Annotated in this window: 16 protein-coding genes and 1 tRNA gene; 13 read left to right on the top strand and 4 right to left on the bottom strand. The window is 44.0% G+C overall.

Going from position 1 to position 13,180, the window contains the following annotated elements; translation table 11 throughout:
• The 4 genes from ACRC32_RS16055 to ACRC32_RS16070 form a co-directional block, all read left to right on the top strand.
• The coding region (locus ACRC32_RS16055; protein WP_438554909.1) for an ABC transporter permease at window positions 1-1,328 on the top strand (1,328 nt) is incomplete at its 5' end.
• Between the two features lie 149 nt (window positions 1,329-1,477).
• Window positions 1,478-1,723, top strand: coding sequence for a hypothetical protein (locus ACRC32_RS16060; protein ID WP_438554910.1), 246 nt, complete (start codon window positions 1,478-1,480; stop codon window positions 1,721-1,723).
• A gap of 171 nt (window positions 1,724-1,894) precedes the next feature.
• On the top strand, window positions 1,895-2,083 hold the full coding sequence (locus ACRC32_RS16065; protein ID WP_438554911.1) for a hypothetical protein: 189 nt from the start codon (window positions 1,895-1,897) through the stop codon (window positions 2,081-2,083).
• Window positions 2,084-2,306: 223 nt separating this feature from the next.
• A complete protein-coding gene (locus ACRC32_RS16070; RefSeq protein WP_438554912.1) occupies window positions 2,307-2,783 on the top strand; it encodes a hypothetical protein in 477 nt (158 codons plus the stop codon).
• On the opposite strand, the gene ACRC32_RS16075 is transcribed toward ACRC32_RS16070, so the two are convergent.
• Together ACRC32_RS16075 and ruvB are read right to left on the bottom strand one after the other, a co-directional pair.
• Window positions 2,776-3,648, bottom strand: a complete 873-nt coding sequence (locus ACRC32_RS16075; protein WP_438554913.1) for a tetratricopeptide repeat protein — start codon at window positions 3,646-3,648, stop codon at window positions 2,776-2,778. The two genes, ACRC32_RS16070 and ACRC32_RS16075, sit on opposite strands and share 8 nt — an antisense overlap.
• On the bottom strand, window positions 3,645-4,760 hold the full coding sequence (gene ruvB, locus ACRC32_RS16080) for a Holliday junction branch migration DNA helicase RuvB (protein WP_438554914.1): 1,116 nt from the start codon (window positions 4,758-4,760) through the stop codon (window positions 3,645-3,647). Before ruvB ends, ACRC32_RS16075 begins: the two co-directional genes overlap by 4 nt.
• Before the next feature lie 221 nt (window positions 4,761-4,981).
• Between ruvB and hisF the strand changes: the two genes are divergently transcribed.
• The 3 genes from hisF (at window position 4,982) to ACRC32_RS16095 (ending at window position 6,211) form a co-directional block, all read left to right on the top strand.
• Window positions 4,982-5,752, top strand: a complete 771-nt coding sequence (gene hisF / locus ACRC32_RS16085) for an imidazole glycerol phosphate synthase subunit HisF (RefSeq protein ID WP_438554915.1) — start codon at window positions 4,982-4,984, stop codon at window positions 5,750-5,752.
• Between the two features lie 121 nt (window positions 5,753-5,873).
• Complete coding sequence (locus tag ACRC32_RS16090; protein ID WP_015152522.1) at window positions 5,874-6,065, top strand: hypothetical protein; 192 nt, start codon at window positions 5,874-5,876, stop codon at window positions 6,063-6,065.
• Between the two features lie 73 nt (window positions 6,066-6,138).
• Window positions 6,139-6,211, top strand: a tRNA-Ala gene (locus ACRC32_RS16095).
• Between the two features lie 23 nt (window positions 6,212-6,234).
• Here the strand turns inward: ACRC32_RS16095 and ACRC32_RS16100 are convergent.
• Both ACRC32_RS16100 and ACRC32_RS16105 read right to left on the bottom strand, forming a co-directional pair.
• Window positions 6,235-6,561, bottom strand: coding sequence for a heavy metal-binding domain-containing protein (locus ACRC32_RS16100; protein ID WP_015152521.1), 327 nt, complete (start codon window positions 6,559-6,561; stop codon window positions 6,235-6,237).
• Between the two features lie 58 nt (window positions 6,562-6,619).
• Window positions 6,620-7,093 carry an Lrp/AsnC family transcriptional regulator gene (locus tag ACRC32_RS16105; protein WP_438554916.1) on the bottom strand — a complete coding sequence of 158 codons (474 nt, stop codon included), beginning with the start codon at window positions 7,091-7,093 and terminating at the stop codon, window positions 6,620-6,622.
• A gap of 85 nt (window positions 7,094-7,178) precedes the next feature.
• Here ACRC32_RS16105 and ACRC32_RS16110 point away from each other — a divergent pair, with 85 nt between their 5' ends.
• The 6 genes from ACRC32_RS16110 (at window position 7,179) to ACRC32_RS16135 (ending at window position 13,171) form a co-directional block, all read left to right on the top strand.
• Window positions 7,179-8,045 carry an EamA family transporter gene (locus tag ACRC32_RS16110; RefSeq protein WP_438554917.1) on the top strand — a complete coding sequence of 289 codons (867 nt, stop codon included), beginning with the start codon at window positions 7,179-7,181 and terminating at the stop codon, window positions 8,043-8,045.
• 100 nt (window positions 8,046-8,145) lie between these two features.
• Window positions 8,146-8,976 (top strand): helix-turn-helix domain-containing protein, encoded by an 831-nt coding sequence (locus ACRC32_RS16115; RefSeq protein WP_438554918.1) that lies wholly within the window; start codon window positions 8,146-8,148, stop codon window positions 8,974-8,976.
• 195 nt (window positions 8,977-9,171) lie between these two features.
• Complete coding sequence (locus tag ACRC32_RS16120; protein ID WP_438554919.1) at window positions 9,172-10,056, top strand: glucose 1-dehydrogenase; 885 nt, start codon at window positions 9,172-9,174, stop codon at window positions 10,054-10,056.
• Window positions 10,057-10,656, top strand: coding sequence for an alpha/beta hydrolase (locus ACRC32_RS16125; RefSeq protein ID WP_438554920.1), 600 nt, complete (start codon window positions 10,057-10,059; stop codon window positions 10,654-10,656).
• On the top strand, window positions 10,656-11,117 hold the full coding sequence (locus ACRC32_RS16130) for a hypothetical protein (RefSeq protein ID WP_438554921.1): 462 nt from the start codon (window positions 10,656-10,658) through the stop codon (window positions 11,115-11,117). Before ACRC32_RS16125 ends, ACRC32_RS16130 begins: the two co-directional genes overlap by 1 nt.
• A gap of 149 nt (window positions 11,118-11,266) precedes the next feature.
• On the top strand, window positions 11,267-13,171 hold the full coding sequence (locus tag ACRC32_RS16135) for an OmpA family protein (protein WP_438554922.1): 1,905 nt from the start codon (window positions 11,267-11,269) through the stop codon (window positions 13,169-13,171).
• The last annotated feature ends 9 nt before the right edge of the window (window positions 13,172-13,180 follow it).

Consider the following 13,180-nt stretch of genomic DNA (forward strand, 5'->3'; position numbering starts at 1 on the left):
AAGAACGTCGAGACACACTCAATTTTATTCGCCTCAGCCCTCAATCAGCTAAAAGTATTTTAATTGGTAAACTATTGGGTGTACCAAGTTTGCTGTATATCGTGGTGGGTCTGGCTGTACCGCTACATTTAATTGCCGGGATTGGGGCGCACGTTCCTCTAAGTTTAATTTTCAGCTTTTACGGACTAGTAATTGCTAGCTGTATTTTCTTTTTCAGTGCTGCTTTACTATTTGGTTTAGGGAGTGCTTGGCTAGGTGGATTTCAAGCATGGTTAGGTAGCGGTGCAGCATTTGTGTGTCTATTTATTGCCACTGCCAAACCTGTACTTCATACACCGTCAGACTGGCTAAATTTGTTTTCACCATTTCTGATTTTTGAGCAAATCGCTAAGGCAACTGAATTAGAAAACTATAGTTTGTCGCTGCTTCGCACGGCAGATTTAGAATTATTCTATCTGCCTATAGGCGATGCATTGTGGGCAACGTTGGGTTTGGCAGTTCTCAACTTTGGGTTTGGGACGTACTGGATTTGGCAAGCTTTGCAGCGTCGATTCCATAATCCTAGTAAAACCATTTTTAGCAAGAGCCAAAGTTACTTGATGGTGGCAAGTTTGGAGGCGATTTTAGTTGCATTTGCTGCTACAACACCTAAATATCGATATTCAACCAATCTCGGGCATAACTTTCAAGAATTGCTTGTCTATAACTTGGTATTGTTTATCTGTTTGATTGTAACTCTCACACCACAGCGTCAAGCCTTGCAAGATTGGGCAAGATATCGACGGGAAAGAGTTAGCAATCGTCAAAAGTTCTTGAGTTCTTCGCTAGTAAAAGATTTGACGTGGGGAGAAAAAAGCCCAGCTATACTGGCGATCGCACTAAACTTAGCTATTGCTGCTATAACTCTAACTCTTTGGATTACCTTTGTCTTACAACCGATTGACAAACAACCCGCTTTCTTGAGTATGGTTATTGGTGGTAATTTATTACTGATCTGTGCTGCGATCGCCCAACTTTTAACATTTATGCGGGCGCAAAAGCAAGGTTTGTGGATTGCTGGGGCTTTGGGTGCGGTCATTTTATTACCCACAGCCATTCTCACCGTGCTATCAATTGCACCACAACAAATTCCTGGGTTATGGTTGTTTACTCCTTTTGCTTGGTTTGCGTTAGAAAAAGCCAGCAATACAACCATCTTTTTAGCACTATTAGGACAGTGGAGTGCAGTCACTCTCTGTACGATTCGCATGACGCGCCAGATCCAACGTGCGGGTGAATCGAGTACTAAAGCTTTAATGAGCGATCGCCCTTCTTTGCCAATGGCGTAGGTATAGATTTACAATACGTTTGTAGGGGCGTACAACTGTGCGCCCATTTGTTTTCGGGCAATTTGAAAAGCAAAGAGATAGGAAAAATTATAGTTTTGTCGAGATATACTACAAGCAGATAAGAACGAGGATATGAGAGGCGATCGCAGATGGGACAAAAAATAGTGTTAGATATACCAGAAGATATATATAAATCGCTTTTAGAGATAGCGGAGCAAACAGGACAAACCCCAGAAGAATTAGCTATACAACAGCTGATAGCAGCAACTCAAAAGCAGGTTGACGATCCGCTAGAACAATTTATCGGTGCATTTAATAGTAATATTCCTGGCTGGACAGAGCAACACGATCGATATCTTGGGCGATCGCATCAAGATACTACAGAGCGAGATTAAGTCTATATAATATCAATGACTAATATCTTTGCCGATACATCTGGTTGGGGAAACTTAGTTGATTCGTCTCAAGATTATTATGTGTTAGCGTCTACAATTTATCGAATTGCACGACAACAGAAACGTAAACTCATCACAACCAATTACATAATAACGGAACTTGTAGCACTTTTGACCAGTCCACTTCGGATTCAGAGATCGGTAATTGTTGCGTTTATTGAAGGATTGAAAGCTTCTCCCTACGTAGAGATTATACATATAGAGCTTGCTACCGATGAACAAGCATGGCGATTACTTACACGGCGACAAGATAAAGAATGGAGTTTAGTTGATTGTTCGAGCTTTGAGATTATGCAATAGTATGGTATTACAGAAGCACTAACAACAGACCGTCATTTTGAACAAGCAGGTTTCATCCGTTTGTTGAAGTAATCAGTACTACTGACAAAAACACTTAGTACGGTAAGTTTCCAAATTTTTTAATAGTTTTAAAATAACAAACGACATTACACTGTAGTATTAATGTATTCTGCCTGATTTTTACAGTAATTTACAACTAAACACTTGTCAATACTGTAAATCAATGAATCAAAATCAAAGAGGCAATCACTCTAATAACTTTCAGGTCGGTAAGGCTGGTTCTGCCAATACCTTCAATGTCAAGCAAAACCACTCATCTCCTGACTCAACTGAACTTCAAGAAGTTAATGGTTCTCAAGCTGCACCAATCAGTCATCAATCAGTAAGGAACAGAACAGGTATCCTATTTGCACTAATCTTACCGTTTGTTGGACTCTTGGCTGATGTTTTGGGTATTTTTGGATCGCTTCATTTGATGAAAGATCCCAAGCTATGGCTTTTTTACACTAGTTTAGTAATCGCATACTACATCACTAATCTCGATCGCTTCCGAATAGCCCGAACCGCTATACGTCATCAGGATTTTAAAAAGGGAGATGCTTATGTAGGTGCTGGCAAGGTTGCACGATTGAACCGCAATAATACTTACACTCTCTATGAGAGAAGTGCAAAATGCACATATCCAATGAGTACTACTTAAGCTGTTGAAACTTTTCTAAAGCTACAACCATAGTGGGGGGCCAACGGCGAATCTTTGTGACCCAGTTAATGTCTTTATAACGAGGGTCTAAGCCTACAGCAGCAACCCAGTTACTTTCTGCTTCTCCCTGATTGCCCTGTTCCCAAAGCGTAGCAGTCAAAGCAGCGCGAACATCGGCAAATTGAGGATATTTGCGAATAATATTTCGCAGTTCGCGCAAGGCTTTATCTTTTTGACCATCTTGATATAAAGCTAGGGCATAATTGGCACGGGCAAAAGCAAAATTAGGGGCAGTATCGGCAGATTTTTTGTAATCGGCGATCGCCTTTTCCCATTGTCCCAAACCTGCTTCAGCATTACCGCGATTGTTGTATGCCATCGCATCGTTAGGATCGATTTCTAAAATATGATTATAGTCAGCGATCGCTTCTTCCCATTTTCCCAAACCTTCCAAAGCCGCACCGCGATTTAAGAAAGGATCGGTCACGCCTGGGGCAAGTTCGATCGCTTTGTTATAATCGGCGATCGCTTCATTTAATTTATTTTGACTAACTCTAGAATTGCCTCTGTTACTCCAAGCTGCCGCATTTGTGGGAAATTCCTCAATAATTTGCGTCCAATAAGATTCAGCTTGGGGAAAGTTACCTTTTTCCGTTAGCACGAAAGCTTCATTCGCCAATTTCTCTAGATTTTGTAACTGTTCTGCACTCAGATTTGGCGGCGGAGATTGGGCAACAGCTGGTTCTACCCACCCCACTATGAACAGCGCACTGAGTAAAAGTGTCAGCACGCAGACGCGCAGATTGGCACCGACAAATTCAATCTTGTCCGTATTGAAGCGCGTCCAACTGGGGTTGTAAATCATAAATCTGACCGCGACAGTAACGATAGTTGTTCGTTGGGTGGTTTCAAACCTAAATGCTTGTATGCCGCAACAGTGGCGACGCGACCTCTAGGAGTCCGTTGTAAGTAACCGATTTGCATCAGATAAGGTTCGTAGACTTCCTCAATTGTTTGGATATCTTCACCCGTCGCCGCTGCTAGGGTTTCAATCCCTACGGGTCCACCATTAAATTGTTCGATCGTCACGCTCAGCATTTTTCGGTCTGTCCAATCTAGACCGCAAGGGTCTACCTGATATAATTCTAGAGCTGTTGCGGCTACATTTTGCGTAATTGTACCTGCTGCTTTGACTTCGGCATAGTCTCGCACTCGTTTTAACAGGCGGTTGGCAATACGTGGCGTACCTCGCGATCGCTTAGCAAGTTCCAACGCCCCGTCATCGCTAATTGGTGTTTGCAATAACTCAGCCGTCCGCAACACAATTTGACACAATTCCGCTGGTTCATAAAATCGCAACCGCTGCACCGAACCGAAGCGATCGCGTAATGGCGAAGATAGCGCCCCAGCGCGGGTTGTCGCTCCTACCAAGGTATACTTAGGTAGCGTAATACTGCGAGTTTTGGCACTCGCTCCTTTACCGATAGTAATATCCAGACGATAATCTTCCATCGCCGGATACAAAATTTCCTCTGCCATCCGCGACAGGCGATGAATCTCATCAATAAATAGAATATCTCCTGGTTTGAGACTCACCAGCAGACCCATAATATCTCTAGGTCTTTCCAAAGCTGGGGCGCTGGTAATTTTGCAGTCTACGCCCATTTCCCCAGCCAAAATTAGCGCCATCGTAGTTTTACCCAAACCAGGCGGACCATATAACAATAAATGATCTAAAGTTTCTCCTCTAGCTTTAGCGGCTTGAATCGCAATTGATAGCACCTCCTTCAAGTCTTTTTGTCCGATGTAATCGGCAAATGTATGGGGGCGCAAGCTTTGTTCTTGTTTGCCTTGTTCCTCCACAGTTGCCTGCGGTTGCAACAAATCCTCTACAACAGGCTGAGGTTGAGGTTTCTTCTGTTGCTTTTTTGCAGGCTTAGAAGGTTCTGACGGTTGTTTAGAGGAAATAATTGCCATAACGAGGGGTGAGGAGTGAGGAGTGAGGGGTTGAAGAGAGCAGAGGAGCAGGGGAGCAGAGGAGCAGAGGAGCGTCAACCGTCAACCGTCAACCGTCTTCACGGAGTGTAGCGAAGCGCGTTTACCGTCAACCGTCAACCGTCAACCGTCAACTACCAACTACCAACTACCAACTACCACTTATATATGTATAATCTCTGGAGTCATTCAGATGCAGCACCATGTTAGCTAAAAGAATTTTGCCTTGCTTGGACGTAAAGGCGGGGCGGGTTGTGAAGGGAGTAAACTTTGTCAATCTCCAAGATGCAGGCGATCCGGTAGAGTTGGCAAAAGTATATAACGAAGCTGGGGCGGATGAGTTGGTATTTCTGGATATTACTGCTACCCACGAAGACCGTGACATTATTTTTGATGTGGTTTATCGTACTGCCGAACAAGTGTTTATTCCTCTCACTGTCGGCGGGGGCATCCAATCCTTAGAACAAATTAAAAATTTGTTAAGAGCAGGAGCAGATAAGGTTAGCATCAACTCCGCCGCAGTTAAAGACCCAGACCTAATTAATCGTGCCAGCGATCGCTTTGGCAATCAGTGTATAGTAGTGGCTATTGATGCACGGCGACGGCAGGATGTCAACAACCCTGGATGGGACGTTTACGTTCGTGGTGGACGGGAGAACACTGGTATAGATGCTCTGCAATGGGCGCAGGAAGTTGCCCGAAGAGGTGCTGGGGAGTTGTTGGTAACGAGTATGGATGCCGATGGCACTCAAGCAGGGTATGACATAGAATTAACTGGCGCGATCGCCTCATCTGTAGAAATCCCAGTTATCGCCTCTGGTGGTGCGGGAAACTGCGAGCATATTTACACTGCTTTGACTGAGGGGAGAGCTGAAGCTGCTTTGTTAGCTTCATTGCTGCATTACGGTCAGCTGAGTGTAGGACAAATTAAATCCTATTTGAGCGATCGCAACTGCCCCATCCGTCTTAATTAGATCTAATCGCTACGATTAATTTGCCAAATTTCTGTAGCAAGAAAAACTTAACCTCTAATTAAGACCAGGTTCCTGAGAATTAGTTAAGATATATGAAATATGTTTTAAAATATCTTAAAAAATGCTGACAGTTATTCTCATTTTCGACGTAGCTTTAGTAGCTTGGTCGCTGCACCTGATGGAAGAGGCGTTTGCGAAGAAGGAATTTTCGATGATGCTGGCAGGGGTGTTAGTGGCAGCTAGTGCCGCAGCCATGTTAGTTGTCTACTTTTTGATGGGAAACTGCATGAGCTACCTAGCACGCGGATATTAATGCTTAAAATAATTAAATAGTGCGGATTGACAGCAAAGAGAGATTTCAGGCATAATAAAAAACGCACTTGCGCGGGGTTATAGCTCAGTTGGTAGAGCACCTCAATGGCATTGAGGGGGTCAGCGGTTCGAATCCGCTTAGCTCCATTTAAAGAAAGTTATCGAGACGATTACTGGCACACAACAGCAGTACCGCTGACTGCCACCATCAACATACTACCGCCATTGCCAACACCAATGGTTTCGTAATCGATGTCAATGCCAATTACCGCATTAGCACCGAGAGCTTCAGCCTGCTGAATCATCTCGCGCATAGCAGTATCTTTCGCTTCTCTGAGCGATCGCTCGTAACCAGCAGATCTACCACCGACAATATCCCGAATTCCGGCAAAGAAATCGCGAAAAATATTTGCCCCTAGAATCGCTTCGCCACTGACAATACCGAGATGCTGCACGACGCGCTTGTCGCCAACTAAGCTGGCTGTGGTTAAAATCATATTTTTTCAGCGGTTATGTTGACTATCTGACATTTCTTAAATTAACTGAAAATTTCAGTCATGTAGAACTTAATGGAGGGAGCCGTTTTTTAATCGGTGACGATTGGATTATAGATGTATTAGTTTGAGCATAAGGAATCAGGCGATCGATAATACGTTCTAGCTCATCGACAGACTTGGTGTATGCTTTGGCAATGAAGCAGTCATCACCTGTAATGCGATCGCATTCTACAATTTCTTCGATCTCAACAATTAGAGAAGCTACTTTTGGCAGTAGTCCAGGGAGTGGACGAATCCGAATGTAAAACGCTAGAGAATAGCCGAGCATTTTTGGCTCTATTTCAATAGTGAAATTTTGAATGACTCCCGACTCCTCTAGGCGGCGCAAGCGTTCGGAGACGCTGGGAGCCGACATATTCAGCAATCTGGCAAGATCGGCAATTGACGTTCTTGCATCTGCTTGCAATGAGTGAAGTAGTTGTACGTCTACGCTATCTAATTGTATTTTTTTCATCTGTAGGTGACTTGACATTATTTCCTTCATTTTTTAGCTCGAATTTGTAATTAACCTTTTTATAAGTATATAAACTGCAAATAAGCCTTGATAACATAAGTGCATGAAAATAACAAGAGCATTGTTGTCTCGCGCTGCGATCGCACCACCTCACCTTTGGTTCGTCATCAGTGCAATCTTTCACTATCTCGGTCCCTCATTCGCCGTGCTGCTGTTTCAACACGTTGGCGTACTTGGTGTTGCTTGGTTTCGGATTGTTAGTGCAGCATTAATCTTGACGATCTGGACTAAGCCTTGGAAAACCTTTCGTTCGGTAAATCGAGAAGTGGCGATCGCGCTATGGTTGTTGGGAGCTTGTCTTGCATTGATGAATAGTGCCTTTTATCTGGCAATTGACCGCTTACCACTCAGTTTAGTAGCTGCCATAGAATTTGTTGGCACAATAGCGATCGCGCTATTTGGTTTGAGATCTATACATAACTACATAGCCTTGCTGCTGTCGGTAGCTGGGGTGTTTATCCTAACTGATGTTCTTTGGTCTAGCGATGCGTTAGGGCTTACTTATGCGATCGTCAACGGTTTACTATTCATGACATATGTTATCCTCGGACACCGAATTGCACGTCAGGGAGCAGGTGAAGGTGTTAATCGCCTTGGTGCTGCGATGGCGGCTGCATTTATTTTTGTGATGCCAATTGGATTCTCTGAAGCAGTAGCCGCGTTACCCCACCCCACACTGATACTTGCAGGCGTTGGTGTTGGAGTCTGTTCCTCCATAATTCCTTATATCTGCGACCAACTAGCTATGTCTCGCTTGCCACGCAATACATTCGCGCTTATGCTATCACTGCTACCTGCGACTGCAACTATAGTTGGTGCGATCGTTCTTGCCCAAATCCCGATGCTGAAAGATCTGGTTGGAATCTCGTTCGTGATGGCTGGTGTAGCAATTCACAAACCAGCATCTTAGGTTGATAAACTGCAATAATACTGTCAAACCATAATATAAATCAATTAGCAATCCCCCTGCTGGTAGAGTAAATCCAACACCTACCAAAAATGGGCGATCGATGCCAGAAACAGCAGAAGTAACTGTTAACACATGGCAATTAGAAGGATTGCTACTAGAACGCTATTCATACACCTGCGGTACTGTAGAGCCGATTCCCAAACATACCCATGCCGAATATCAGTTTGCCTTATGTCTCGATTGGCAAGGAGAGTATTATTATCGCGGAGCTTGGCATCACTTACCTGAAGGAAGCCTGAGCATTATTCATCCAGGGGAAGTACATGCGCCTAGCGAGAAAACCTACGTACCTGCTCCTGCTACTTATTTGATGATGAATGCAGCTAGCGATCGCCTACAAGCTGTTGCCACCGAAGTCGTCGGAAAAACTACAAACCTACCGTTTTTTGAATCCCTCTCGATCTGCGATTCAGAACTCACTGATGCTTATCTCCAATTTTATCAACTTGCAACTCAGCCTGGAGTTGAATTAGAGCGAGATTCAGTTTTGTTGCTGCTACTAGCGCAATTAATCGCTCGTTATGCTGGCAATTTGGCGATCGCACCCTTGAAGCGATCGCGTCCTGAAGTCATGCGGGCGCGAGATTTTTTACGCGACAACTACACGCAAAACATTTCCTTAGAACAACTTGCCAACATAACTCAACTCAGCCGCTTTCATTTATGTCGCGTGTTTAGTAAGGAAATTGGCGTTCCACCCCACGTTTATCAAATGCAGTTGCGGATCGATCGCGCCAAGCAGTTATTGAATCAGGGAGCGAAGATTGCTGAAGTAGCATCGCAGATAGGATTTTACGATCAAAGTCACTTTGGTATGTATTTTCGGCGCTTTGTCGGTGTTACGCCAAGTCAATATATGTTTGTTGGTTGACGGTTGACTGTCCCTTGTTTCCTGTCAACTGATGGCTGTTAGTAGAGCAATATTTTCCTAGACACGTCTGAATGAGTTTGAGAACATACCTTTTAGTCTTTTTCCCTTTTCAACATATGCATCAGTGTTTTAGCTTTTAAAACTCTAACTTTTGACTTTTAACTTTTGACTTTTGACTTACTAGGAACAATCGCCATGTCAGACGTTTCACGTCGTCGTATCCTCACCGTTGGAGCTACCAGTCTTGCGGCTACCGTAGGGGCAACCCAAATTGCTCAAGCACAAGGTCGAAAACCCAATCCCTCAACTTCAGAATCGGCAAATCACGGTCAATTTGCTCAAAAAGTCGTGCTGATTACCGGAGCTACTTCTGGAATCGGGATGGTGACAGCAAAAGCCTTTGCACGGGAAGGGGCAAAAGTCTTTTTTTGCGGGCGGCGGGAGAATCTGGGTGCAAAAGTGCAAACAGAAATTAAACAAGCAGGTGGTGATGCAACTTATATGCGGGCAGATGTGCGTCAAGAAAAGGACGTGCAAGCTTTTGTGAATGGTTGCGTTGCCAAGTATGGCAGGCTAGATATCGCTTTTAACAATGCAGGGGTAGATTTTCCCCCCAATCCAATTGCTGACACGCTAACTGATGAATTTGACGACTTGATGAATACGAATGCACGGGGCGTATTTTTGGGGATGAAATATGAAATTCCCCAGTTGCTCAAAGCTGGAGGCGGGGCAATTGTCAATATGGCGAGTATTGGCGGACATCGTGCTTTTCCAAACATCGTCGGCTATGGAGCTAGCAAAGCCGCTGTGATTCACATGAGTACAATTGCTGCCCAGGAATATACAGGTAAGAACATTCGCGTCAATGCGATCGCGCCAGGACTAATTGACACTCCAATGGTCGATCGAGTCGAACGAGACTGGAAAATGAGCAAAGAGCAATTAGCCGCAACTTACCCAATCGAACGCATTGGCAAACCAGAGGAGGTGGCAACAGCTGTTTTGTGGCTTGCCTCAGATCGGGCTTCATATGTTTCAGGAGCATTACTCGATATAGACGGTGGAGGACTAGGTTAAATGATTGCTTTAGCTTCAATATTGAGACGGATTTATTGCAAACCAACAACTAGAGTCATCATTGCGATCGCTTTTCTGCTAAATTTTGCATCTACAGTATCGAGCGATCGCGTATTATCTCAGACTGTCACGGCAGTTGCCAGCACCTCAAATACTAATCTTAAACCCGGACTCAACCGAGTTACATTTCAAAGCGAGGGTGAAAAATTAGTTGGTAACTTGTATTTACCAGCCAACTACAAAGCAGGTGACAAACTACCGACAGTGGTGGTTGCAGGTTCGTGGACGACAGTAAAAGAGCAAATGGCTGGGTTGTATGCCCGGAAACTATCCGAGCAGGGTTATGCAGCGCTGGCGTTTGATTTCCGCTTTTATGGTGAAAGTGGTGGTGAGCCACGTAATTTTGAATCTCCTTCAGCTAAAGTTACTGATATTAAAAATGCTGTCGCGTTTCTGCAAACTATCGATCCTGTAGATCGCGATCGCATTGTCGGATTGGGCATTTGTGCTAGTGCAGGTTACATGGCTGTAGCTACTGCTGAAGATCCTCAGATTAAGGCTTTTGCTGCCGTCGACCCTGGATTCACGATACTCAGTTAGTGAATGCTATGTATGGTGGTGAAGCCGCAGTGCAGCAGAAAATTGCCTCTGCTAAAGCAGCAGCAACTAAATTCGAGCGAACGGGTAAAGCCGATTACGTACCTGCCATCAGCAGGAGTAATAAGCAGGCTGCTATGTATGGCGATTTTGATTACTATCTCAATCCAAAACGAGGGGCGATTCCACAGTGGGATAACCAGTTCGCGGTAATGTCTTGGGCAGATTGGCTCACCTTTAGCGCCATGCCGCAAGCCGAAAAAATTAAAGTCCCTACACTATTCGTCCATAGTGAAAAAGCCGCAATTCCCGATGGAGCGCGTCAATTTTTCGCGGCAATCCCTAAAAAAAATAAACAAATTATTTGGTTGCCCAATATTACGCAGTTTGATTTCTACGATCGAGAACCAACAGTTGATCGCGCCGTTACCTTAACTGTCAATTATCTGAGGCAAGCACTCTAATGACAGTTGGCAACCAATACATCTGACCTAAACCAAACTCTCTTATCCTAACTATTTGTATAAGATTTGTCGGTGTTTCATGTCCTCTTGACTACAGGTGGCTATACAATTCAATGTGAGTATGGGGGATATAAGGAAATGACCGGCAAATGACTGACTCGTCTCGTCGCCAATCTACTGACAGAACTTCAAGCTCTGAAGCTGAGGCACTGACTGAGCTAGAGAGTCTGTTGGATCGATCGCAAGACACCCATCTCACTGCTGCTGAAGTAGAAGTCTTAGCTCAATTGCGTCAGATGGTGTTGGAACAACAGCCACAGACACCAACAGCGCGATCGCAACCACCACCCCACCAGAATTTTACTACCGAAGAGGAAGCGATCGCCGAATTACGGGATTTACTTTTCGGTCCCGAACTCCAAGCAAAACTCGATAAATCGCAACTCCGAGTCGAAGATGTCACTCGGGTTTTACCAGAGGCAATTATTCTCAGGTCAATGCAGGACGACCAACTGACTCAAGCTGTCGTACCTACCGTAGAACAAGCAATTCAAACCTCTGTCAAAAAAGACTTGAATACGCTGTCCGATGCTTTGTTTCCTATCATCGGACCTGCTAGTCGCAAAGCTGCAATGGCAGCGCTGAAAACTTTTGTTGCCACCTTTAATCAAGCTCTCGACCATAGCTTAACTCCAAGAAGTTTTCGCTGGCGCTTAGAAGCAATGCAAACTGGTAAGTCTTTTGCCGAAGTTGTCTTGCTACGAACGCTAGTTTATCGGGTAGAGGAAGTCTTTTTAATTCATCGTCACACTGGACTATTATTACATAGCTTGGCAGTAGATCTGACCGCAACACAAGATGCAGATCTAGTTGCAGCTATGTTAAAAGCAATTCAAGATTTCGTGCAAGACTCGTTTAAGGTTAAGCAACAAGATCGGTTGAACGCGCTAGAATTTGGCGAATTGACGATTTGGATCGAGCAAGGTCCCCAAGCAATTTTAGCAGGCATAATTCGAGGTAATGCACCTAAAGAATTAAGAGAAAATTTTCAAGCTACCCTAGAAACAATTCACAAGGAATTTTACCAGACATTGTTGAATTTTCGCGGCGACGACACTCCATTTGAAGCTAGCAAGCCTTATTTAGAAAATTGCCTTCAAGCCCAGTATCAAAGTACATCAGAAAAACCTTCACCGCTTTTATTATTATTGATAAGCGGACTCTTTTGTACGCTGGGATTGTGGAGTTTTATGTCTTTTCAAGCTCGACAAAAATGGCAGGCGTATTTAAATACGTTAAACTCGCCAGGAATAGTTGTCGTTAGTGCTGAAAAACATTTTGGCAAGTATCATATATCGGGATTGCGCGATCCTTTGGCTGTCGATCCGATTCAATTAATTTCAGATGCAGAGATCGACCCTAAAAATGTTGTCAGTCGTTGGGAATCTTACATTTCCCTAGATCCGCAATTTGTGACTAAAAGAGCGGAAAAATTATTACAACCACCAGAAACTACGAGTTTGAAAGTCGATCGCAATGGCGTTCTTTATATGACTGGTACTGCACCGCAACAGTGGATCGTTCGAGCAAAAAAATTGGCTCCTAATCTCCCTGGAGTGTCGCAGTTACAGACAGAGCATCTAACTACAATTGAACTCCAAGAATTGCTCAAAACTAAAACTGAATTAGAACGAGAAATTCTCTTATTCGCGAACGATCGCCCGCAACTTTTACCAAATCAACAACAGAAATTAGAGAAGATCGTTGCAGCTATTCAAAAACTCACAAAGATGGCTTCAATTTTGCAGAAGAACGTACGAGTCGAAATTAAAGGACACGCAGATAGCGATGGTTCGACAGAGCATAATATGTATCTCAGTCAAGCTAGAGCAAAGCAAATTTCATTAGTTTTGGTTTCGCGAGGAATAAGATCGTCCAATTTAACGACAATTGGCGTGGGAACGCAAGAACCTTGGCAACAAGATGTCAGCCAAAATAATCCAGAAATGAATCGTCGCGTTTCTTTTAAGGTATTTTTAACGGATGCACCCTAGAAAAAATTT

Source organism: Chroococcidiopsis sp. (assembly GCF_051657925.1).
In the GTDB taxonomy this organism is placed as follows: Bacteria; Cyanobacteriota; Cyanobacteriia; order Cyanobacteriales; family Chroococcidiopsidaceae; genus Chroococcidiopsis.

Excerpts from the sequence above, each read along its gene's own strand:
- ACRC32_RS16100 (WP_015152521.1), bottom strand. The coding sequence starts at position 6,561 with ATGATTTTAACCACAGCCAGCTTAGTTGGCGACAAGCGCGTCGTGCAG.
- ACRC32_RS16110 (WP_438554917.1), top strand. The coding sequence starts at position 7,179 with ATGAAAATAACAAGAGCATTGTTGTCTCGCGCTGCGATCGCACCACCT.
- ruvB (WP_438554914.1), bottom strand. The coding sequence starts at position 4,760 with ATGGCAATTATTTCCTCTAAACAACCGTCAGAACCTTCTAAGCCTGCA.
- ACRC32_RS16090 (WP_015152522.1), top strand. The coding sequence starts at position 5,874 with ATGCTGACAGTTATTCTCATTTTCGACGTAGCTTTAGTAGCTTGGTCG.
- ACRC32_RS16105 (WP_438554916.1), bottom strand. The coding sequence starts at position 7,093 with ATGTCAAGTCACCTACAGATGAAAAAAATACAATTAGATAGCGTAGAC.
- ACRC32_RS16060 (WP_438554910.1), top strand. The coding sequence starts at position 1,478 with ATGGGACAAAAAATAGTGTTAGATATACCAGAAGATATATATAAATCG.
- ACRC32_RS16120 (WP_438554919.1), top strand. The coding sequence starts at position 9,172 with ATGTCAGACGTTTCACGTCGTCGTATCCTCACCGTTGGAGCTACCAGT.
- ACRC32_RS16075 (WP_438554913.1), bottom strand. The coding sequence starts at position 3,648 with ATGATTTACAACCCCAGTTGGACGCGCTTCAATACGGACAAGATTGAA.
- ACRC32_RS16135 (WP_438554922.1), top strand. The coding sequence starts at position 11,267 with ATGACTGACTCGTCTCGTCGCCAATCTACTGACAGAACTTCAAGCTCT.
- ACRC32_RS16070 (WP_438554912.1), top strand. The coding sequence starts at position 2,307 with ATGAATCAAAATCAAAGAGGCAATCACTCTAATAACTTTCAGGTCGGT.
- ACRC32_RS16125 (WP_438554920.1), top strand. The coding sequence starts at position 10,057 with ATGATTGCTTTAGCTTCAATATTGAGACGGATTTATTGCAAACCAACA.
- ACRC32_RS16115 (WP_438554918.1), top strand. The coding sequence starts at position 8,146 with ATGCCAGAAACAGCAGAAGTAACTGTTAACACATGGCAATTAGAAGGA.
- hisF (WP_438554915.1), top strand. The coding sequence starts at position 4,982 with ATGTTAGCTAAAAGAATTTTGCCTTGCTTGGACGTAAAGGCGGGGCGG.